Origin of the sequence: Modicisalibacter coralii, from assembly GCF_004117855.1 — a bacterium.
GTDB classification, from domain to species: Bacteria; Pseudomonadota; Gammaproteobacteria; order Pseudomonadales; family Halomonadaceae; genus Modicisalibacter; species Modicisalibacter coralii.
The window spans coordinates 1-20,539 of sequence record NZ_QWBW01000030.1; the positions used below are offsets into that span (position 1 = coordinate 1).

The following is a 20,539-nucleotide window of genomic DNA, read 5'->3' on the forward strand; positions in this document are numbered from 1 at the left end:
CGTTCCCAGACACCCCGTTCCCAGACACCCGCTTCCTGCCAGTCGCGCAGGCGCCGCCAACAGGTCACGCCGGAACCGCAGCCCATCTCTTGAGGCAACATCTCCCAAGGGATACCCGAGCGCAGGACGAACAGGATGCCTGTCAGGGCTGCACGATTGGAAACGGGAGGTCGGCCGCCACGCGGCTTGGGCTGAGGCGGAGGCAGTAGCGGCTCGACGATAGACCAGAGTTCATCGGATACGATCTTCTTAGCCATGCCCAAAATCTAGGAATGGCTAGAGCCGCTTTCAAGGTTTTGAAAGGCGCACTTAGGAGTTAGGCAGCCTGGAGCCAGAACATCGAACAGGTGCTCAACAAGAACCTGGCCTGAAGATTTCATGATCACCGACTGGCTTCTGAATAGTGGGGGCGGTGCCACTCAGTGCCAAATTGGTCGTTTTTTGGTCGATTTTCACGAGTCAAGAAGCTAGGTGTTTGTGGTCGGTTAGTTGAGCGGGGCATTTAGGTCTCTACTGTAACGTTGGCTTCAATCAAGCTCTCAACCTCTGAGTAGATATCTACCTCGCTATCTGGCACATCAATGCTAACGATCAGGCTAAAGCGCACGCGGTTTTGCCAGCGCTCCTCCCCCGCACGGTATTTCCACCAGCCGCCCACGGGGTACACCGCCAGTGTGTGCATATCGGCTAGATCCGCCGCTGAACCTGTCCAGGTGTCTGAATGCAATGAACCTCTGGTTCTAATCTGGTAACCTAATAGCCAGCCACTCCCATCCCCTTCGACACCTTGATAGCCCTCGGTAGCGTCGTTGGCTACACGATTGATGGCCGCACGAAAATTTTCCAATGACTGGCTGGGACGAATGACATTAAAACGTAGTCCGTGGGATTGGTAGCTGTAGCGCTGGCGGTAGCCTCTGCGGCCAGGGTTAGGCTCAATAAAGTACGAGAGCGTCACGCGCAATTTGATATCCAGCTCTGGTGGCAATTTGCGCAATTCTTCAATAGGCCAAGGCAACTGATAAAGCTGCATCTCGTTCAGCTTGGGATCGCTAGAAGCCTTGTCCGCCGATTTAATGAAGGGCTGAAGGGAATCCTGAATGATCAGTGTCAGAGCATGATTGGCGCTATATCTGGCTCGAGCCAGACTCGGCACTCCGTATCCCACGCATCTCAGCATCGTCTTGGCAGCATTCGAGGGCGATTGGGTCTTTCGCAACAACCCAAAGCGTTGCCACATCCTGGGTGTCCATTCCGCTGAATGAGCAACCAATCCGCGTATCGTTTCAGGCCAATAATCAGGGTATTCCGTCGTTAGCATCGCAGATTGCCTGGATATCAGGGCGCAGGCGGCACTGGTATCCTTGGCTGTCTCAAATAACTGACCGCTGGCTCTCCCCGAAGTCGTTAATAGTGATACAACATCAACATCTGATACTTCCGTGCCGTCAGGCGACAGCAATCGATTACCGCCCTCAGCTACTACATCCGGTTTATAAGGTGCTTGCTTTTTCCAGCCCCAATTCACCGATGATCGGCTTGCAGGAGCAACATCTCCGGGGTGGGCAAAGGGTGCCCAGTTTGCAAAGTCTGGATCGTCATTGATTGTTTTTTCTGTGCAGGCACCAACGGTCAAGGCGTTCCAAGCTTGTGCCGGATCTTCGATGTCTGCGAGATGTACCTGATCCCAGTAATCCACCGTCGCGTGTAATGCTTGGTTGTTACCAGCAGAAATTACAAACAGCCTCTGTAGGTCGTCTTCCAGACCGAAGGCAAACTGATCAATTTCGGCAGACCAGGATGAAGGCTGCCCACTGATAGAGTCAGCAGGCGAGGTAACCGCCAGAGAATAAACGCGGGAAAATTCGGGGTTATTGATTTCAAGCTTTGCTGCGGTGCCTACGGTAATAGCCCCGTACAGTTCAGGATCGTTCTGGCCAGCTGGTGGCAGTATGCGACCAGACTCAATTCGGTAAGGGAGCCAAATCTCGTGGATAGCGAGTAACGACTTATCGAGCTCTCCCAATGCTGCCAGCCCCGCTTGCCTGGAGCCATGATCGTTATACGGCGCAAGGGGGGAGGTAGGCTGGTAGTCATCATAGAGAGGCCAGCTGGGTTCCCACGCTTGTGCCAACTGCTGCGTTGTCATCTGGCTTAACAGTGGATGGTAGTAATTGACCCCTGTATCCAGCACCGTGATGACCGTGGTGGTGTTTTCATCTACCCGGATTCTTTCGGCTAACTCATTGGCCCACTCGTGCTGCTCTTTGGCGGGTATGGCGATAAATGCATTCGGGGTCTGCTTCGCGCGGCGCAGCTCTTCAAGGTTGGCAATAAGCTCAGGGGCTGACTCAAGTTGCTCAGCGGACGCTTTGATGAGAATAACGAAACTATCGAAGAAGCTAAGTGAGGTGTTGCTTAGCTCAGCATTGAGTCGTTCGGCAAGCTGCTCGGCCACTTCTTTAGCGGATAGATCTTTCGCCCGCTTTTTTAGCCAAAGTTCCCACCATACGGGCTGATCTGCTGGTTCCGGGAAAAGCTCTTGAGCATCTGTCCAGAAGGAACGCAGGTCTGCCAGCTTGATTTCAGCGATGCTGTCGATAAGGGCTTGATTGGCAGGCTTTCCTTTCGCTCTTTCCTTATTGAGGTACTCGTGAACCTTTTTTGGAAAGCGTCTCTCTTGGCATCGGGAATAAATACCGTTGCTATTTCCCTTCCATCCACTTTGCGACATGATCGAAGCTCAAAAGCACGATTATCAAGCTTGTCGAGAGGAAGCTCGGCATCCGCAAACCCCACAATTTCAACGTAAATGCCCGTTTCGTCAGTAATGGGAATCGGTGGCTCAGAGTGGTGAGCCTGGTGCTCGGCAAGTGCATCGATGTACTGTTGCCTTAAAGCGATACCGTGTTTATGACGATCTCTGAGAGGAACTCCGGAACCTCTGGCTTGATTACGGGACTGAAAATCTTCATTGCGGCCGATACCGCTTAAAAGTAGATGCGGTTTCTGATCCGCCATGAAGTCCCCTTAATGCTTTCCATTTTGTCGCCGCTGCACGGCCTTGATTATCATTTCAGTGGTGATATTGGCATCATGGTGCAGGACCGCTTCTTTGGCAGCATCCTCACAGGCTCGGGTGACGTCCGCCGAGCTTAGTCCGCAGGCAGCCTGAGTGATTTCATCCCAGCTCAGGCGCCCGGTCTCAAATGCTGAGAGACGATTTTCAATCAGCTGCTTGATTTGTGTCTGACCAGGTTTTTCGAACTGGATAATGTCGTCAAAGCGCCGGTAGAGTGCTTTATCCAACAGTTCTGGATGATTGGTTGCCGCCAAAAGGATGCTTTCAGAGGAGTCCTGTTCGACAAACATGAGAAACGAGTTCAGCACGCGGCGTATTTCACCAACGTCATTTGTAGCACCCCGCTGGGTGCCGATCGCGTCAAATTCATCGAACAGATATACCGCTCGCGTTTGCTTGATGTGATCGAAAATCAGCCGAAGCTTGGCGGCGGTCTCGCCCATGAAGCGGGTGATCAAGTTATCCAACACGATGGTGTACAGCGGAAGCTTCAGCTCTGAAGCCAATACAGCTGCCGATAAGGTTTTGCCCGTGCCCGGAGAGCCGGTGAATAACAGTTTGCGTCTTGGGGAAAGGCCAAACTGGGCCAAGCGGCTTTTTTGCCGTTGTTCCAGTAACACCTTATCCAACCGTTCACTCACCTCACTCGACAACACCAACTCATTTTTGCGAGCGGTGGAGTGCGTCAGCTCCAAAAGCCCTTTCAAGTCACCTTTGGGATGCTGGGCGAGGGGGGTTGGCTTAGAAGATGCAACGGTAAGGCTGTTGGATGCCTTCTGTGAGCGCTCAATGGCTTCTTTGAGCTCGTTTGCCAGCTTATGGTGGCCTTTGCGAGCCTCTTTGGCCGCGACTTGCAAAGCAATAGAGTAGAACCGCTGATCATCATGATCAGCGTGGCTCTTCAACAATGCTTTGATTTGCTCTGCCGTCGCCATATGTTACCGGATGCCTTTGTAAAAAAGTGACCTGCCTTGGCAGGGCTTGCTTTTTTCATGAATAGAGTATAGCGCGTTCACTGAGGTGCTTCACAAGCACCTGCTATGAGATTCTGCCACCAGGACGGTAAGCGGCTGGATGCTACTCGATATTCTGAATCTGCTCGCGCATCTGCTCGATCAGCACCTTCAGCTCCACCGCGCAGCGGGTGCTTTCGGCGACCACCGCCTTGGAGGAGAGGGTGTTGGCCTCGCGGTTGAGCTCCTGCATCAGAAAGTCCAGCCGCCGGCCGACCGGCCCCTTCTGCTTGAGCTGGCGCTCGACCTCGGCGACGTGGGTGTCGAGGCGGTCGAGCTCTTCGTCGACATCGGCCTTCTGGGCCAGCAGGGCGACCTCGGTCTCGATGCGCTGCGGGTCGAGCTCGGCCTTGAAGGTTTCCAGGCGTTCCAGCAACTGGTTGCGCTGGCGTTCGAGGATCTCCGGCATCAGGCCGCGAACCTCGGCGACCTGCACGCGCACGCCGTCGAGACGGCTCTGGATCAGCTCGGCGAGGCGCTGCCCTTCGCGCGCGCGTCCGGCGATCAGGTCGTCGAGCGCGGCATTGAACAGGGCCAGTGCCTCCTGCTTGACCCGCTCCAGATCGACGCCGCTGGCTTCCAGCACCCCGGGGTGATCGAGCAGGGCGAGGGCGTCGGGCATCGGCGACTCGGGGAGTTCGGCACGCACTTCGTGCAGGGCGCGGGCGAGCTCGGCGAGCCGGTCGCGGTTGACGCTCAGGCTTTCGCCGCCGGTGGCCGGGTCGAAGCGCAGGCTGCACTCCACCTTGCCGCGCGCCAGGCGTTCGCGCAGCGCCTCGCGGAACGTCGGCTCCAGGTCGCGCAGGGCGTCCGGGAGGCGGAAATGCGGTTCCAGGTAGCGCTGGTTCACCGAGCGCAGTTCCAGTTGCAGGCTTCCCCACTCGGCGGCGAGGGTCTGCCGAGAGAAGGCGGTCATGCTGTACGCCATGCGTGCTCCTTTGACAGGGTCGTCGTTCGTCACCCTGGCCTGCGCGGAAGGCCTCGTCGATCGGGGCTCCGCCCGATTCCACCGGTATGTCCGGTACCGCGCCTGGGTGTCGAGGGCCGCGGGGGCGTCCCCGGCGGCGGATTTGACCCAGTGTAACGGATTCGCCAGCGTCGAGCGTGTAGAATGAGCCTCCCGCGCGGCGGCCATGTCGCCGTGCCCCGATTTCCGTGAACACGACGAGAGGTGTTATGCACTCGGCTTCCATCCGTCCCAGCGGGCGCCAGCCCGAGCAGACGCGCGAGATTCAGCTGACCCGTGACTACACGCGGCACGCCGAGGGCTCGGTGCTGGTGGCGTTCGGCGATACCAAGGTGCTGTGCAACGCCAGCGTCGAGGCCGGCGTGCCCCGCTGGCTGCGCGGCAAGGGCCAGGGCTGGGTCACCGCCGAATACGGCATGCTGCCGCGCGCCACCCATACCCGTGGTGCCCGCGAGGCGGCGCGCGGCAAGCAGGGCGGGCGCACCCTGGAGATCCAGCGGCTGATCGGCCGGGCGTTGCGCGCGGCGGTGAATCTCAAGAAGCTCGGCGAGTTCACCATCACCGTCGACTGCGACGTGATCCAGGCCGACGGCGGCACGCGCACGGCGTCGATCACCGGCGGCTGCGTGGCGCTGGTCGATGCCATTCGTCACCTGCAGCGCGAGAAGCTGATCAAGAGCGATCCCTTCCAGCAGCTGGTCAGCTCGGTGTCGGTGGGCGTGTTCAAGGGCACGCCGGTGGTCGATCTGGACTACCCGGAGGACAGCGGCGCGGACACCGACATGAACGTGGTGATGACCGAAAGCGGCGGGCTGATCGAGGTACAGGGCACCGCCGAGGCGGCGGCGTTCTCGCGGACCGAGCTCGATGCCATGCTCGATCTGGCGCAGCAGGCCGGCAACGAGTTGTTCGCCCGCCAGCGCGAGGCGCTGGATATTCGCGACTGAGCGAGGCCGGCTGGAGACACAGCAGAGACGACGACGCCGGCCCTGGGCCGGCGTCATTCGTTGGGAAGCACTGTATCAATGCCTGTGCTGATCAATCGCGGCGTTGCGCGGTGCTCGTGCGCGAGCCCGGTCGAAACTCGCCTAACGACCTGTTATGTCTCGTTCTCTGCGCTCCGTGCGCCTTGCGCTTGATCATGCTCGGCTATTCCTCCAGTGCATCCCACGGCGACGAAAGACCGGGTTTACAGCGTCAGGTCGTACTCGACGATCAGCGGGGCGAACTCGGAGAAGGTCGCGTCGCGATCGATCCAGGCGTCGACCACGTGGCGGCGGAAGTTGGGGCCCACCACCTGATAGTCGATGCGCCAGCCTTCCTGGCGAGCGCGTGGCACGTCCTGGTCGAGCTTGGGCCACCAGGTGTATTCGCCGGCGTCGCGGTTGACCTCGCGGAAGGTGTCGATGAAGCCGGTGGGCCCGAACACCTGATCCATCCAGGCGCGCTCTTCCGGCTTGAAGCCCGGCGTGGTCTGGTTGTCGGCCCAGTTGGCCAGGTCGACGGTCTTGTGGGCGATGTGCCAGGTGCCGCAGATGATGTACTCGCGGCGCTTGCGGGCCATCTTGGACAGGTATTCCTGGTACTGGGCCATGAACGACTGCTTGGCGGCGTAGTCACTGCCGTCGGGCATCAGGAAGGTGGCGATGCTGAAGCGGTCGTAGTCGGCCTGCAGGAAGCGCGCCTCGTTGTCGCACTGCTCGAAGCCCAGGCCATACATGATCGCCTTGGGGATCTTGCGGCAGTACAGCCCGACGCCGGAGAAACCGTCCTGCTCGGCATCGAGGAAATAGCTTTCGTACCCTTCGGGGTAGAGGATGCTGTCGTCGAGTTCGAAACTCTTGGTCTGAATGTTCTGCACGCAGACGACGTCGGCATCCTGACCGGCCAGCCAGTCGAGAAAACCTCGCTCGACCGCGGCACGGATTCCGTTGACGTTGATGCTGGCGATTTTCATACATGGTCCCTTTTTCGTCGCGCGTGTATGATACCTGAGCTTTCGACGTTTGGGTAAATGACCCGAGCCAATCATTCCGATAAAGGGGAGCCGTTTCACCGTGGCCGCCGAGTTGCAAGACTACCAGCGTGACTTCATCGCCTTCGCCATCGAGCAGGGCGTGCTCAAGTTCGGCGAATTCACGCTCAAGTCCGGCCGCGTCAGCCCCTATTTCTTCAATGCCGGCCTGTTCCGGACCGGCGCCGCCCTGGCGCGGCTGGGGCGTTTCTACGCCCGCGCCATCGCCGACAGCGGCCTCGCCGCCGATGTGCTGTTCGGCCCCGCCTACAAGGGCATCCCGCTGGGCGCCACCACCGCCGTGGCACTGGCCGACCATCACGGCCTCGACCTGCCGTTCGCCTTCAACCGCAAGGAGGCCAAGGCCCACGGTGAGGGGGGGCGGATCGTCGGCGCCGAGCTCGCCGGTCGCGTGCTGATCATCGACGACGTGATCACCGCCGGCACCGCGATCGGCGAGGTGATGCAGCTGATCGACGCTGCCGGGGCGAGCCCGGCCGGCGTGGTCATCGCCCTGGACCGCCAGGAGCGCGGGCAGGCCGAGGGTGAAACGAAGCCCCGCAGCGCCATTCAGGAAGTCGAGGCCCGTTACGGCATGCCGGTGATCAGCATCGTCACCCTCGACGACGTGCTCGCCTATCTCGAGATCCACGCCGGTGCCGCCCTTCAGCCCCATGCCGAGGCGATTCGCGCCTATCGCGACCGCTACGGTGTCGACGCCGATTGAGCGATCCAATGGAAACGGCGTTTGATAACTGACGATACTATGCCATAGTGAAGGCCTTGTCAGGCCATTTTACGAGGCGCTTCGTCATGAAATCGTTATTCGCCCTACCTTTCGCCGCCACCGCCTGCCTGCTGGCCAGCCAACAGGCCCTGGCCCTGAGCGTCGCTGCCAACGCCGGCTCCGATTCCGTCGGCGTCGAGGCCAGCCAGACGATCTTTCCCACCCTGCGTGCCGGCGTCGGTTATCTGTCCACCGACGACAGCGGCGACGACACCGATATCTATTCCGGCTCGCTGATGTTCACGCCCTTCGTGCCGGGCGTCGATGTCGCGGTCGGTGGCCGCTACCAGTATCAGGACACGCCCTACGGCGATGGCGGCGGCCTGGGGCTGGGCGGTTCGGTGTTCGTGCCCACGCCGATCCCGTTGACCTCGATCGGCGGTTACGGCTTCTACACGCCCGAAGGGCTGAGCCACGGCGATCTCGAGAAGAGCGTCGAATACGGTGCCCAGGCACGCGTCAACCTGGTTTCGCACACCTACCTCTACGGCGGTTACCGCTACATTCGCAGCGATTTCACCGACCGGGACGACCACACCCTGGACAGCGGACCGGTGGTCGGGTTGAGTGTCGGCTTCTGAGGGCGCCCGGCTGCGCCGGGAGCTGTAAGCCATAAGCCTTGAGCGGGAAGAAAGGTCAAAAGCCGCATCCGTGGCTTCGAGCGCTGGGTTCGGAGCGCTGTAAAGAGTATCGGCGTCCCTTTCGGGGCGCCGTTTGCGTATCATGGGCGCGGTCGCCGCCATCTTCAGTGTCCCCGCATGCTCGATATCGTTCTCTTCGAACCCGAGATTCCGCCCAACACCGGCAACCTGATCCGGCTGTGCGCCAACACCGGCTTTCGGCTGCATCTGATCGAGCCGCTGGGCTTCACGCTCGACGACAAGCGCCTGCGGCGCGCCGGGCTGGATTATCACGAGTGGGCCCGGGTGCGCGTGCACGCCGACTGGCCGGCATTTCTGCGCGACGTGGCGCCCGAGCGGGTGTTCGCCGTTTCCACGCGCGGGCGCACCGGCTACCATGAGCCGGCCTATCGGCAAGGCGATGCCCTGGTGTTCGGCCCGGAGACTCGCGGTCTGCCGCAGGGGATGCTGGATGCCCTGCCGCCGGGGCAGCGACTGCGCCTGCCGATGCTGCCCGACAGCCGCAGCCTGAATCTTTCCAATGCCTGCGCCATCGTCGTCTACGAGGCCTGGCGTCAGCTCGATTTCGCTGGGTCCGGCCTTCCGGGGGCCGGCCTTCCGGGGGCCGAGGAGCCCGCGACGTCCGCCGGGGTTTCCCGTTCCGTCAACGAGTCCATGGCCGGCGATGCCGGTGACGAGTGATTCATGTCGATCCAACAACGTCTCGCCAAGCTCAACCCGCGCCAGCAGGACGCGGTGCGCTACATCGACGGCCCTTGCCTGGTGCTGGCCGGGGCCGGCTCCGGCAAGACCAGCGTGATCACCACCAAGATCGCCTACCTGGTCCAGGAGTGCGGCATGAGCGCGCGCAAGATCGCCGCGGTGACCTTCACCAACAAGGCGGCCCGCGAGATGAAGGAGCGCGTCGGCCAGTTGCTGAAGGGGCGCGAGGGCCACGGCCTGACGGTGTCGACCTTCCACACCCTGGGGCTCAACATCATTCGCGGCGAGCTCAAGACGCTGGGCTACAAGCCGGGCTTCTCGCTGTTCGATCCCGAGGACGCCAAGGCGCTGCTGCGCGATCTGATGCAGAAGGATGCCCAGATCGACGCCGAGCAGATCAACCGCGTGCAGCATCAGATCTCCACCTGGAAGAACGACCTGGTGCTGCCCGGTCAGGCGCTCTCGCACGCCGCCGATGACGACGAGCAGTACGCCGCGCGGCTCTACGAGGCCTACAACCGTCATCTCAAGGCCTACAATGCGGTCGACTTCGACGACCTGATCCTGCTGCCGGTGGCGCTGCTGCAGAGCGACGCCGAGGCTCTGGCACGCTGGCGGCGCAAGATCCACTACATGCTGGTGGACGAGTACCAGGACACCAACGTCAGCCAGTACCAGCTGGTGCGCCTGCTGATGGCCGAGCGCGCCACCTTCACCGTGGTCGGCGACGACGACCAGTCGATCTATGCCTGGCGCGGGGCGCGCCCCGAGAACCTGGTGACCCTGGGCGAGGACTTCACGCGGTTGCGGGTGATCAAGCTCGAGCAGAACTACCGCTCCACCGGGATCATCCTGCGCGCTGCCAACACGCTGATTGCCAACAACCCCCACGTCTACGAGAAGAGCCTGTGGTCGGACAAGGGCGTCGGCATGCCGATCCGCATCGTCGTCAACCGCCACGAGGAGGCCGAGGCCGAGCGGGTGGCCAGCGAGATCCTCACCCGGCGCATCAAGGAGCGTGCCGAATGGCGCGACTTCGCGGTGCTCTACCGCGGCAACTTCCAGGCCCGGCTGCTCGAACTCAAGCTGCAGCACTACCAGGTGCCCTACAAGCTCTCCGGCGGCACCTCCTTCTTCTCGCGCAACGAGATCAAGGACGCCATGGCCTACCTGCGGCTGTTGATCAACCCGGCCGACGACAACGCCTTCCTGCGCATCGTCAACGTGCCGCGTCGCGAGATCGGCCCCGGCACGCTGGAGAAGCTCGCCAACTACGCCAACGAGCGCGACGGTTCGCTGTTCGCCGCCTGTCACGAGATGGGCCTGGAGCAGGTGCTGCCGACCCGCGCGGTCGAGCGGCTGGGGCGTTTCACCCACTTCATCGACGGTGTGCGCCGGCGCATGGACCAGGGCGACGCCATCAGCGCGCTGCGCGAGATGTTCCGCGACATGGACTACGAGGCCTGGCTGCATCAGAACGCCAGCGCGCCGACCGTCGCCGAGCGGCGCATGGCCAATGTCTGGACGCTGATCGACCAGCTCGAGAAATCGATGGCGCGGGACGCCGAGGAGGGAGCCAGCGAGGAGACCGACGACGTCGAGGCGGCGATCTCGCGGCTGGTGCTGCGCGACATCCTCGAGCAGCAGGCCGAGGAGGACGACTCCGACCGCGTCCAGTTGCTCACCCTGCACGCCGCCAAGGGCCTGGAGTTCCCCCACGTCTACGTGATGGGCCTCGAGGAGGAACTGCTGCCCCACCGCAACGCCATCGAGGCCGGCACCATCGAGGAGGAGCGGCGCCTGGCCTACGTCGGCATCACCCGCGCCCGCCAGACCCTGACGTTGACGCTGGCTCGCCAGCGCAAGGCCTACGGCGAGCTGATGGACTGCACGCCGAGCCGCTTTCTCGACGAACTGCCCGAGGCCGACCTGGAATGGGAAGGCCGTGCCGACAAGGAAGACCCCGACCGCAAGCAGGCCCGCGGCAAGGACGCCATCGCCGGACTGCGTTCGCTGCTGGGGTGAGCGGCCGGGCGTGATCATGCCGTGCAGTCTTCAGGGACGCCGACGCCAGCTCCGGTGGACCGTTGTTGATCGCCTCAGCGGTCTTTGACCACGGCGAGTTCGGGGCGCGATTCCTGACCCCACTCCGCCCAGGACCCGTCGTAGACCGCCATCGGCCCCAGTCCGGCCAGTTCGGCGCCCAGCGCCAGCACCGAGGCGGTCACGCCGGAGCCGCAGGAGCCGACCAGCGGCGTCCCCGGCTCGATACCCGCCTCGCGGAAACGCTCCCGCAGGATATCGGGCGAACGATAGAAGCCATTGTCCAGCAGCCGGTCGAAGGGAAGATTCAAGGCGCCCGGCATATGGCCGGCTCGCAACCCCGGGCGCGGTTCGGGCTGTTCGCCGCTGAAGCGTGCCGCCGAGCGGGCATCCACCACGTGTGCCGTGCGCTTCTCGAGATGCGCGCCAACTGCGTCGGCGTCGGCGAGGCGCTCGGGGTTCAGGCGTGCCTCGAAATCGCCCGGGGTGGCGGCGGACGGCGGACCGCTGTCGAGCGCGAGTCCGGCGGCCTTCCAGGCCGGCAGTCCGCCATCGAGGACCGCGACGTCTTGATGGCCCATGACCTTGAACATCCACCAGGCCCGCGGTGCGGCGAAGATGCCCTGGCCGTCGTAGACCACCACGCGGCTGTCGGCATTGACGCCGAGTGCTCGCACGGCGGCGCCGAATGCCGACGGGGCGGGCAGCATGTGCGGCAGCGACGACGAGGGATCCTTGATTTCTCCATCGAAATCGAAACGTCTGGCGCCGGGGATGTGGCCGTCGCGATATTCGGCCTCCGGATCCCGAGAGGCGGTCGGTAGATACCAACTGGCGTCCAGGATCACGATCTCCGGCAGATCGAGGTTGTCGCGGAGCCAGTCGACGGTGACGAGATCAGACATTGCCATTTTGCGATTCCTTGGTGTGAAGACGTTGCGCCGCCAGTTTCTTCCGCCATCCGAAGAAAGACGGCAGTACCAGTGACAACAGTGCAACGAGCAGGATAAGACCGGAAATGGCGCGTGTCAGAAATGGCTGGGTGGGCCCCCGGCCGCGAGCAGGCCCGGGGCAGGCATGCCATCGCCGGGCCGCGTGCGTGTCGAGGTTGAGTGGATCGGCCGGGTAGCGATCTAGACGGCGTCGAAGTCCGCCGTGCGTGCCCGCCAGGCTTCGGCCTCGGCGCGCAGCGTGCTGGCGAACAGGGCGATGTCGTTGGGGCCGGCGACGAAGCGGTAGCCGCTGTCGCTGAGCGTGGCGACATCGCGACCGGGACCGGTGATGGTGCCCATCCAGCGGCCGCCGGCGACGATGCGCCGCTCCAGGTCGCCGATCAGTTCGCGAACCTCGGCATCCTCGAGACGCTCCAGCTTGCCCAGCGAGCCGGCCAGGTCGTTGGGGCCGATGAACAGCATGTCGAGGCCGTCGACGGCGGCGATCGCTTCCACGTCACGGGCGGCGTCGACGTGTTCGATCTGGCCGATCAGCAACAGCTCGTCGTTGGCGTGACGGGCATAGTCGTCGATTGCCCCGTAGCCCGAGGCGCGGACGATCGGTGCCGCGTAGCCGCGATTGCCCTGCGGCGGATAGCGGCAGGCGGCGACGAATGCCCGGGCCTGATCGGCGTCGTTGATCATCGGCACCATGATCGAGCGCACCCCCATGTCGAGGATCTTCTTCAGGTAGGCCGGGTCGTTGGCGGGGATGCGCAGGACCACCTCGCCGCCGGCCGCCTCGATGGCGCGTACCAGGTGCGCGGTGTGCTCGAGGCTGGAGACACCGTGCTCGTTGTCGACCAGCACGGTCTTCCAGCCGGCGCCGACGGCGGCCTCGGCGAGCTCCGGGCTGGCGCTTTCCAGCCATAGTGCGCTGACGGTGCGACCCTCGCGCAGGGCGGCCTTGGTCGGGTTGTGTCGTTTCATGAGCGGGATTCCTTTTATGAAGCGGGCGAGCGGCGGCGCAGCGCGTCGCGGGCGGCGCGCCAGAGCAGCAGGGCCCAGACGAGCAGGGTCAGGGTGCCGAGTGCCGCCGCCCAGGGGCGTTCGAAGAAGGCCAGCAGGTCGCCCTGGGCCTTGAGCATCGAGGTCATGAAGTTGTCCTCGACGATGCCGCCCAGCACGATGCCGAGAATCGCCGGCGCCAGCGGAAAGCCGTTGGCTTCCATCGCGTAGCCCAGCGCGCCCAGCGCCAGCACGATCCAGATGGCGATCGCGGAGTTGGTGATGGCGTAGGCACCCACCAGCGAGAACAGCAGCACGATCGGCATCAGCACGCGGCGCGGAATGCGCAGCAGCCAGCTGGCGACGAGAATCACCAGTAGCCCGGCGGGGATCATGATCAGGTTGGTCAGCGCGAAGGCCCCGTAGAGGGTGTGCACCAGTTCCGGCGAGTCGGTGAAGATGCGCGGGCCGGGCGTCAGGCCGTTGAGCAGCAGGATGCCGATGGCGATGGCGGTGACGCTGTCGCCGGGGATGCCGAAGACCAGCGCCGGCGTCCAGGCGCCGCCGATCGCCGCGTTGTTGGCACTGCCGCCGTCGACGATGCCCTCCACGTGGCCCTGTCCGTAACGCTCGGGCTGTCGCGAGAAGCGCCGCGACACGGCATAGCAGATCCAGGCGGCGATGTCCGCGCCGGCCCCGGGCAGGGCGCCGATCAGGGTACCCAGCACACTCGAACGGGCCACGTTGCGCTTGTAGCGGCGCAGCGTGGCCAGTGCCTCGCGCAGGGCCGCCGGCAAGGGCTCCTGGTCGGCGGTGACGCGGGTGCCGGTCTCGCCCGAGCGGGCGCTGCGCAGGATTTCGCTGAGCGCGAACAGGCCGATGATGGCCGGGATGAAACTGATGCCGTCGTAGAGCTCGAAGTTGCCGAAGGTGAAACGCGGGTAGCCCACCGCGACATCGATGCCGATCGAGGCGATGAACAGGCCCAGGAACAGGCTGGCGAAGCTCTTCGCCACGTCGGCATTGCTGGTCATGACGGCACAGCTCAGGCCCAGGCAGGCCAGCCAGAAGGTCTCGTAGCTGGAGAACTGCATGGCCACCCGGGCCAGTTGCGGGGCGATCAGCGCCAGCATGGCGACGCCCACCAGTCCGCCGATGGCCGCCGCGAACAGCGATACGCACAGGGTCGAGCGGGCCCGCCCGGCGCGCGACAGGCGGTGGGCGTCCTCGACATAGGCCGCCGAGGCCGGCGTGCCCGGGATGCGCATCAGGGCCCCGGGGATGTCGCCGGCGAAGATCGCCGTCGAGGTCGTGGCGACGATCGCGCTGATCGCCATCAGCGGATCCATGAAGTAGGTGAAGGGCACCAGCAGCGCCACCGCCATGGTCGCGGTCAGGCCGGGCATGGCGCCGACGACGGTGCCATACAGGGTGCAGGCGGCGATCACCGCCAGGTGTTCGGGGGTGAACAGGTTGGCAAGCGTCTCGACGAGCATGATGTCACCAGGCCACGGGAGTCAGCACGCCCCACGGCAGCGGGACGTGCAGCAGCGAATAGAACAGCGCGTGTACCGCCACCACCAGGGGCACCGCCAGCAGCAGGCAACGCCCCCAGGGCAGGCCGAAGATCCGCGCCGCGGCGACGACCAGCAACAGCGAGGCGACATGGAAGCCGAGCGGTTCGAGCAGCAGGGCGTAGCCGAGCACGACACCGAGCAGGCTCGCCATGCGGGCGTTGGCGCGCCGCCGCGAGGTGCCTGTCGTCGACTCGCTGCGGGACGTGTCCCGCGAGGCGGGGCGACGCGCCCCCAGCGCGATGATGGCGCCGCAGCCGATCAGGCCGATGGCGGCGATCGACGGGAACAGGCCGGGCCCGTAGGCGAGCCCGGCCATGCTCGGGAAGCCGGAGGCGCGCCACAGGACCAGCGCGCCGAAGAGGATCAGCAGGCAGCCCGCCAGGCGGTCATGCTGTGCCATGGGCGTCTCCGTGTTGTCCGGGGGCAGGCGTCACTGGGCCAGGCCGATGGACTGGATGACGTCGCCCAGCTTGTCGTCGGCCTCGGCCAGGGTCTGTCGGGTCTGCTGGCGATCCTCGAAGACCACCGGCGCGCCACGGCTCTGCTTGAACTCGGCCCAGGCGTCGCTGTGCACGGCCTGATCGACAGCCTGTTCGTAGGCGCAGGCGATCTCGTCGGGCAGCCCCTTGGGGCCGCTGATGGTGACGAAGGCGCCCAGTGTCCAGCCGCTGTCGAGGGCCTCGCCGGTCGCCGGCACGTCGGGCAGCTGTTCCATCGGCGTGTCGCTCATGTAACCCAGCGCCTTGATCTCGCCCTGCTCGACCAGCGGCAGTGCCTCGGAGAGCGCCGGCGTGGCGACATCGACGCCGCCGGCCATCAGTTCCTTGAGCGCCGGGCCGGCGCCCTTGCTGGGAATCCAGCGGATGGCATCCGGGGCCAGCCCCTCGGCCTTGAGCATGCCGGCCAGCGCCAGGTGCCAGATGCCGCCCTGGGCGGTACCCGACGCGGTCAGCTCGCCGGGGTTGTCCCTAGCGGCGTCGAGCAGGTCGTCGAGCGACGCATAGGGCGAGTCCTTGGCGACCAGGACGCCGGCCGAGGTACGGTCGATCAGCGCGATGGGCGTGATGTCCCGGTAGGTCAGCGGCGTCAGGCCGATCCAGTGCATGGTGTCGATCTCGACCGTGGCGGCGCCGATGGTGTAGCCGTCGGGCTTGCCGCGGGCGAGCATGGTGTGCCCGACGACGCCGTTGCCGCCGGTGCGGTTGACCACGTTGAAGGGCACGCCCATCTCGTCTTCCAGCAGGCTGGCCAGGCGCCGGGCGTTGGCGTCGGTGCCGCCGCCGGTGCCCCAGGGGACGATGACGGTCACGGCGCGGTCGGGTTGCCAGCCACACTGGTCGGACGTGTCGGCCACCGCCGTCGATGACATCGCCGCCGCGGCGATGCCGAAGGCCAGTGTAGTGGCGGTCGATAGGGTCGAGCGTACCTGTTTCATGATGGGCTCCCGCGAGTGTCGCCTGGCAAACCTCCGATGGCCGGTTTGCGTTCCCGACCACCGCCTCATGCGTCGTTTTACGTAATTCAATCGATTGAACCAATGCGACCTTGGTCGGTATTCTCGGGGGCTGAAAGCCTCCGAGTGGTGGCATACCATCGCCGAAGCCCCGCGCGAGGATCGCGCGCAGCGTAGCGACCTTCACGCCGACAGGCTTCGACAACGGCCCCTGGGGTGCCGCCGGAACAGGACTCTTGCATGACGCGTCGACCGACTCTCAAGACCATCGCCGACCGGGTGGGCGTGACCGTCTCCGCGGCATCGCTGGCGCTGCGCGACGATCCGCGCATCTCCACGGCGACGCGTTCCCGGATCCAGGAGGCCGCTGAGGCAGTGGGTTACGTCTACAATCGGCATGCGGCGGGGTTGCGGCGTGGTGACAGCGGCACCGTGGCGGTGTGCCTCAACGACCTGAGCAATCCCTTCTTCACCGAGTTCCTCGGCCACATGGAGACCCGCTTCCGCGAGGCGGGGCGCATGATGCTGTTCTGTCACGCCCACGAGACGCCCTCGATCCAGGCCCGCTTCATCCGCCAGATGGCCGAGCACGGCGCAGCAGGGCTGATCCTGGTGCCGGTGGCGGGCACGTCGCGCGAGGATCTCGACGGCCCCCGGGTGCGCCACCTGCAAGATTTTCCACTGGTGCTGATCTCGCGCGACGTCGCCGACACGGCGTTCGACCGGGTGATCAACGACGACGAACACGGCGTGCGGCTGTTGTTCGACCACCTGCATGCCCTGGGCCACCGCCGCTTCGCCTGGCTGGGCGGGGGTGGCGATACCTCCACGGCCCATGATCGCGAGCGCTCCTTTCGCCGCGAGATGGATGCCGCTGGGCTGCCGGTCGATGAGACGACGATCCATCACGGCCCGACATCGCTGGCCTTCGGCGATCGCATGCTCGACGAACTGATGGCGCTGCCGACACCGCCCACGGCCATCGTCTGCTTTTCCGACGTGATCGCCTTCGGGGTGCTGGCGGCCTGCTACCGCCGGGGGCTGCGTCCGGGCATCGACCTCTCGGTGACCGGTTTCGACGACATGGGTGCCGCCGCCTATTCGGCACCGGCCCTGACCAGTGTCCGCGTGCGCACCGACCTGATCGGCAATCGCGCCAGCGAGCTGCTGCTGGCGCGCATCGCCGGGGACCGCCAGCCGGCGGTGCGGGAAATGATGCCGCCCGAGCTGGTGGTCCGCGAGACCACCGGCCCGCCGCCCGAGGACAGCGAGCGCCCGTCACGAGGGTGAAACGAGCGGCTGGACAAAAAACAACGCGAGACCGCTATCGGCCTCGCGTCGTCTTGGGTGGGAGAGCAGCGCCTGGTCAGTTCGCGCTCGTCGCGCGGGCGGCGGCGACGCCGGGGTCGCGCATCATCAGCACGCCGTAGCTGAGCGCGCCGAGCCCGGCGCCGAGCAGCCAGGCGAAGCCGCCTAGTGCCTGCAGGGCCGGCACGAAGACCGAGGCCAGCGAGAACGTGGCGCCGATCGCGAAGGCGGCCAGGCCGCGTGGGTTCCAGCCGTTACGGTAGAAGTACGGTCCGTTCGGATCGGTCGAGAACAGTGCCTGGACGTCCAGCCGGCGCCGGCGAATCACGTAGAAGTCGATGACGATGATGCCGAAGAAGGGCGCGATCACCGCACCGATGGCGTTGACGAAGCCACTGATGCCGATCTGGCTGATCACGGCCACCCACAGCGCGCCGATCACCAGGGCGATCAGGGCGGTGATCAGGCCGCCGAGCCGGAAGCTGATGCGTTCCGGGAAGAGGTTGGCCAGGTCGTAGGCCGGCGGGATGAAGTTGGCGACCAGGTTGATGCCCACCGTGGCGGCGAAGAAGGTCAGCGCGGCGATCAGCGTCAGCGGCAGGCTGTCGACCCGGGCGACGATGTCGGACGGGTTGGTCAGGGCATCGCCGAACAGGGCCAGGGTTCCGGCGGTGATGATCAGTGCGATGAACGAGAAGAACGCCACGTTCAAGGGCAGGCCGAGCAGGTTGCCCAGGCGCATGGCGCGTTCGTCCTTCACGAAGCGCGCGAAGTCGCCGAAGTTGATCACCACGGCGGCGAAGTAGGCAATCATCGTGCCGACGATGGTCAGGAAGGCGCCGATCGCGCTGCCCGAGGTGGTGTCGTCGGCGGAGAAGATGCTGCCCACGGCCGGCAGCAGCGTGTCGCCCGCCTGATACCAGATGATGCCCATGAGCGCGACCATCACCACATAGACCAGCGGGCCGGCCCAGTTGAGAAACTTCTTGATGCGCTCGATGCCGGCCCAGAACATCGCCAGCTGGAAGAACCAGACGATCAGGAAGGAGATCCAGGCCACACCCGACAGGCCGAGGATGGGCGTGCCTTCCTCGATGCCCAGGCTGGCGGTGATCAGCAGGGTCACTGCGGTGGAGGCGAAGTAGGTCTGGACCCCGTACCAGAAGATGCCGATCACCGCGCGCAGCATCGCCGGCAGGTTGGCGCCGTGGACCCCCATGCTGGCACGCACGATCACGGGAAACGGCAGGCCGTAGGTCACGCTGGGACGGCCGGTGAGGTTGACCAGGCCCATGACGATCAGCCCGGCGACAATGATGGCCGCCATGACCGCCCAGCCGTTCAGGCCGTAACCGATGAACAGCGAGGCGGCCAGGGTATAGCCGAACAGGCTCTGGATGTCGTTGGACCAGACGTTGAAGATCTCGAAGGCGCCCCAGCGGCGCTCGCGGCGCGGCACCGGGGCCAGGTCGGCATTGTAGAGACGCGGCGAGGGCGCCTGGATGCGTAGGTCGTTGTCGTTCATGGGAACGCCCCTTGTTGTCGTTGTCGGTGATGACCGCTCAGGAGAGGAAGCGCCGGCAAGCGGGCCAGTGACGCATCAGTAGATAGTAGCTGAGCCCCGCTGGAATCAGGCTGGCGTACCACGACACCGCCGAGACGCTGAACGCGACCAGCACACCGAGCACCGTGGCGATCAGCGCCGCGGGGTTGGTGCCGCGGTACGGGCCCTGCTCGTCGTAGAGGGCGTCGAGATCCAGGGTGCGCTTGCGGATCAGGAAGTAGTCCACCGCCATGATCGCGAAGATCGGGCCCAGGAAGGCCGAATAGGTCTGGACGAAGATCTGCAGGCCGGTGGCGGAGTCGTCCTTGACCAGTTCCCAGGGGAAGGTGGCGAAGGCCAGCAGGCCGACGATCACCGCCGCGACGCGGTACTTCAGCTTGAACACGTCCATCAGCACATAGGTCGGCGGCACCACGTTGTTGAGCACGTTGGTGGTGACCTGGGCGAAGGCGATGAAAAGCAGCGTGGTGACCAGCAGCGGGGTGTTGTCCACGGCATTGGCGAACACGTCGATGGGGTCGGCGACGCCGGTGGCGCCGGAGACCATCAGTCCGATCAGCCCCATGAACAGCGTGCAGGGCAGGATCGACATGGCGTAGAGCGTGGTCAGAAAGCCCGGGCCGGCGCCGTGCTTGAGCTCGCGGGAGTAGTCGCTGGCGTTGAGGATCATGGTGCTGTAGATGCCCAGGAAGAGCATCGTCGCGCCCCAGAACGGCAGGCCCCAGGTGCCGTCGATGTCGATCAGTTGCGCGCCGATCACGTCGCCATACTTGTTGATCACGCTGATGAACATGTACAGCAGCGAGGCCAGGATGAAGCCGCTGCCGATGTTCTCCAGCCACTTGATGCCCTGGAAGCCGAACACCGACAGGGCGATCTGCAACAACTGGAAGGCGATGAAGTAGAACACCAGGTTGTCGAAGCCGAGCAGTGTCGACGACACGGCGTTCAGCGCCCCGGCGCCGATCCAGCTCTGGAAGCCGAACCAGACCACCGCCGGGACCGCGCGCACCAGGCCGGGCAGGCGCGTGCCGGTGAAGCCGAAGGCGCTGCGCGCCTGGACCATGAAGGGGATGCCGTACTTGTAGCCGGCGGCGCCGTTGATGGTCAGCGCCACGCCGATCACGAAGCAGCCGATGGCGATCGCCAGCGATGCCTGCAGCAGATTGAGGGTACCGACGATGCTCGAGCCCATGGCGAAGGTGCCGATCGACACGCAGCCGCCGAACCAGGCCAGCAGGTAGGAGAGCCGCCCCATGATGCGGGTCTTCTGGGGGGCCAGCGATTCATCGCCGGCGGCCTTGGTCGAGCCCTCGACGAGCGCGTCGGACGCGGCGCCGGGCTGGGAGGAGGAAGTGGACATTGTTGTGCCTCGCGGAGTTACCGGTTTGTTGTTGGCGCGCGTGGCGCCTTTGTGAACGTGGCGTACCGGGCAGGTCGTTAGCGGT

18 protein-coding genes are annotated in these 20,539 nt (G+C 64.5%); 6 read left to right on the plus strand and 12 right to left on the minus strand.

What is annotated here, in order from left to right:
- The 4 genes from D0901_RS15700 to D0901_RS15715 all read right to left on the minus strand — a co-directional run.
- The coding region (locus D0901_RS15700) for a transposase (RefSeq protein ID WP_162500887.1) at positions 1-257 on the minus strand (257 nt) is incomplete at its 3' end.
- 245 nt (positions 258-502) lie between these two features.
- On the minus strand, positions 503-2,734 hold the full coding sequence (locus D0901_RS15705) for a S8 family peptidase (RefSeq protein WP_233440447.1): 2,232 nt from the start codon (positions 2,732-2,734) through the stop codon (positions 503-505).
- A gap of 296 nt (positions 2,735-3,030) precedes the next feature.
- Complete coding sequence (locus D0901_RS15710; RefSeq protein ID WP_129141256.1) at positions 3,031-4,017, minus strand: AAA family ATPase; 987 nt, start codon at positions 4,015-4,017, stop codon at positions 3,031-3,033.
- 142 nt (positions 4,018-4,159) lie between these two features.
- On the minus strand, positions 4,160-5,023 hold the full coding sequence (locus tag D0901_RS15715) for a YicC/YloC family endoribonuclease (protein WP_129141257.1): 864 nt from the start codon (positions 5,021-5,023) through the stop codon (positions 4,160-4,162).
- 248 nt (positions 5,024-5,271) lie between these two features.
- Between D0901_RS15715 and rph the strand changes: the two genes are divergently transcribed.
- Positions 5,272-6,009, plus strand: a complete 738-nt coding sequence (rph, locus tag D0901_RS15720) for a ribonuclease PH (RefSeq protein ID WP_129141258.1) — start codon at positions 5,272-5,274, stop codon at positions 6,007-6,009.
- Positions 6,010-6,251: 242 nt separating this feature from the next.
- Here rph and D0901_RS15725 read toward each other — a convergent pair whose 3' ends face one another.
- Positions 6,252-7,019 (minus strand): exodeoxyribonuclease III, encoded by a 768-nt coding sequence (locus D0901_RS15725; protein WP_129141259.1) that lies wholly within the window; start codon positions 7,017-7,019, stop codon positions 6,252-6,254.
- Between the two features lie 100 nt (positions 7,020-7,119).
- Here D0901_RS15725 and pyrE point away from each other — a divergent pair, with 100 nt between their 5' ends.
- The 4 genes from pyrE to rep all read left to right on the plus strand — a co-directional run bounded on the left by pyrE (position 7,120) and on the right by rep (position 11,231).
- Positions 7,120-7,803, plus strand: a complete 684-nt coding sequence (gene pyrE / locus D0901_RS15730; RefSeq protein WP_129141260.1) for an orotate phosphoribosyltransferase — start codon at positions 7,120-7,122, stop codon at positions 7,801-7,803.
- Positions 7,804-7,889: 86 nt separating this feature from the next.
- Entirely contained in the window at positions 7,890-8,444 is a 555-nt protein-coding gene (locus D0901_RS15735; protein ID WP_129141261.1) for a YfaZ family outer membrane protein, read from the plus strand.
- 177 nt (positions 8,445-8,621) lie between these two features.
- Positions 8,622-9,185, plus strand: coding sequence for a tRNA (uridine(34)/cytosine(34)/5-carboxymethylaminomethyluridine(34)-2'-O)-methyltransferase TrmL (gene trmL, locus D0901_RS15740; protein ID WP_129141262.1), 564 nt, complete (start codon positions 8,622-8,624; stop codon positions 9,183-9,185).
- Between the two features lie 3 nt (positions 9,186-9,188).
- On the plus strand, positions 9,189-11,231 hold the full coding sequence (gene rep, locus D0901_RS15745; protein WP_129141263.1) for a DNA helicase Rep: 2,043 nt from the start codon (positions 9,189-9,191) through the stop codon (positions 11,229-11,231).
- Positions 11,232-11,305: 74 nt separating this feature from the next.
- Here rep and sseA read toward each other — a convergent pair whose 3' ends face one another.
- The 5 genes from sseA to D0901_RS15770 all read right to left on the minus strand — a co-directional run bounded on the left by sseA (position 11,306) and on the right by D0901_RS15770 (position 16,201).
- The gene (gene sseA, locus D0901_RS15750; protein WP_129141264.1) at positions 11,306-12,160 is read right to left on the minus strand and encodes a 3-mercaptopyruvate sulfurtransferase; all 855 of its coding nucleotides are present in this window, start codon (positions 12,158-12,160) and stop codon (positions 11,306-11,308) included.
- A gap of 222 nt (positions 12,161-12,382) precedes the next feature.
- Positions 12,383-13,171: an HpcH/HpaI aldolase family protein gene (locus tag D0901_RS15755; protein ID WP_129141265.1), complete on the minus strand. Its 789-nt coding sequence runs from the start codon at positions 13,169-13,171 to the stop codon at positions 12,383-12,385.
- A gap of 14 nt (positions 13,172-13,185) precedes the next feature.
- A complete protein-coding gene (locus D0901_RS15760) occupies positions 13,186-14,685 on the minus strand; it encodes a tripartite tricarboxylate transporter permease (protein WP_129141266.1) in 1,500 nt (499 codons plus the stop codon).
- Between the two features lie 4 nt (positions 14,686-14,689).
- Positions 14,690-15,166, minus strand: coding sequence for a tripartite tricarboxylate transporter TctB family protein (locus D0901_RS15765; protein WP_129141267.1), 477 nt, complete (start codon positions 15,164-15,166; stop codon positions 14,690-14,692).
- Between the two features lie 30 nt (positions 15,167-15,196).
- Positions 15,197-16,201 (minus strand): tripartite tricarboxylate transporter substrate binding protein, encoded by a 1,005-nt coding sequence (locus tag D0901_RS15770; RefSeq protein WP_129141268.1) that lies wholly within the window; start codon positions 16,199-16,201, stop codon positions 15,197-15,199.
- A gap of 258 nt (positions 16,202-16,459) precedes the next feature.
- On the opposite strand from D0901_RS15770, the gene D0901_RS15775 reads away from it, so the two are divergent.
- The gene (locus D0901_RS15775) at positions 16,460-17,509 is read left to right on the plus strand and encodes a LacI family DNA-binding transcriptional regulator (RefSeq protein WP_129141269.1); all 1,050 of its coding nucleotides are present in this window, start codon (positions 16,460-16,462) and stop codon (positions 17,507-17,509) included.
- Positions 17,510-17,585: 76 nt separating this feature from the next.
- Here D0901_RS15775 and D0901_RS15780 read toward each other — a convergent pair whose 3' ends face one another.
- Together D0901_RS15780 and D0901_RS15785 are read right to left on the minus strand one after the other, a co-directional pair.
- The gene (locus D0901_RS15780) at positions 17,586-19,052 is read right to left on the minus strand and encodes an NCS1 family nucleobase:cation symporter-1 (RefSeq protein ID WP_129141270.1); all 1,467 of its coding nucleotides are present in this window, start codon (positions 19,050-19,052) and stop codon (positions 17,586-17,588) included.
- A gap of 37 nt (positions 19,053-19,089) precedes the next feature.
- Positions 19,090-20,454: an NCS1 family transporter gene (locus tag D0901_RS15785; RefSeq protein ID WP_129141271.1), complete on the minus strand. Its 1,365-nt coding sequence runs from the start codon at positions 20,452-20,454 to the stop codon at positions 19,090-19,092.
- Positions 20,455-20,539: the final 85 nt, after the last annotated feature.

What these genes read in the sequence shown, in the direction of transcription:
- D0901_RS15705 (WP_233440447.1), bottom strand. Translation starts at nt 2,734, where the DNA reads ATGTCGCAAAGTGGATGGAAGGGAAATAGCAACGGTATTTATTCCCGA.
- D0901_RS15710 (WP_129141256.1), bottom strand. Translation starts at nt 4,017, where the DNA reads ATGGCGACGGCAGAGCAAATCAAAGCATTGTTGAAGAGCCACGCTGAT.
- D0901_RS15715 (WP_129141257.1), bottom strand. Translation starts at nt 5,023, where the DNA reads ATGGCGTACAGCATGACCGCCTTCTCTCGGCAGACCCTCGCCGCCGAG.
- rph (WP_129141258.1), top strand. Translation starts at nt 5,272, where the DNA reads ATGCACTCGGCTTCCATCCGTCCCAGCGGGCGCCAGCCCGAGCAGACG.
- D0901_RS15725 (WP_129141259.1), bottom strand. Translation starts at nt 7,019, where the DNA reads ATGAAAATCGCCAGCATCAACGTCAACGGAATCCGTGCCGCGGTCGAG.
- D0901_RS15735 (WP_129141261.1), top strand. Translation starts at nt 7,890, where the DNA reads ATGAAATCGTTATTCGCCCTACCTTTCGCCGCCACCGCCTGCCTGCTG.
- trmL (WP_129141262.1), top strand. Translation starts at nt 8,622, where the DNA reads ATGCTCGATATCGTTCTCTTCGAACCCGAGATTCCGCCCAACACCGGC.
- rep (WP_129141263.1), top strand. Translation starts at nt 9,189, where the DNA reads ATGTCGATCCAACAACGTCTCGCCAAGCTCAACCCGCGCCAGCAGGAC.
- sseA (WP_129141264.1), bottom strand. Translation starts at nt 12,160, where the DNA reads ATGGCAATGTCTGATCTCGTCACCGTCGACTGGCTCCGCGACAACCTC.
- D0901_RS15755 (WP_129141265.1), bottom strand. Translation starts at nt 13,171, where the DNA reads ATGAAACGACACAACCCGACCAAGGCCGCCCTGCGCGAGGGTCGCACC.
- D0901_RS15760 (WP_129141266.1), bottom strand. Translation starts at nt 14,685, where the DNA reads ATGCTCGTCGAGACGCTTGCCAACCTGTTCACCCCCGAACACCTGGCG.
- D0901_RS15765 (WP_129141267.1), bottom strand. Translation starts at nt 15,166, where the DNA reads ATGGCACAGCATGACCGCCTGGCGGGCTGCCTGCTGATCCTCTTCGGC.
- D0901_RS15770 (WP_129141268.1), bottom strand. Translation starts at nt 16,201, where the DNA reads ATGAAACAGGTACGCTCGACCCTATCGACCGCCACTACACTGGCCTTC.
- D0901_RS15775 (WP_129141269.1), top strand. Translation starts at nt 16,460, where the DNA reads ATGACGCGTCGACCGACTCTCAAGACCATCGCCGACCGGGTGGGCGTG.
- D0901_RS15780 (WP_129141270.1), bottom strand. Translation starts at nt 19,052, where the DNA reads ATGAACGACAACGACCTACGCATCCAGGCGCCCTCGCCGCGTCTCTAC.
- D0901_RS15785 (WP_129141271.1), bottom strand. Translation starts at nt 20,454, where the DNA reads ATGTCCACTTCCTCCTCCCAGCCCGGCGCCGCGTCCGACGCGCTCGTC.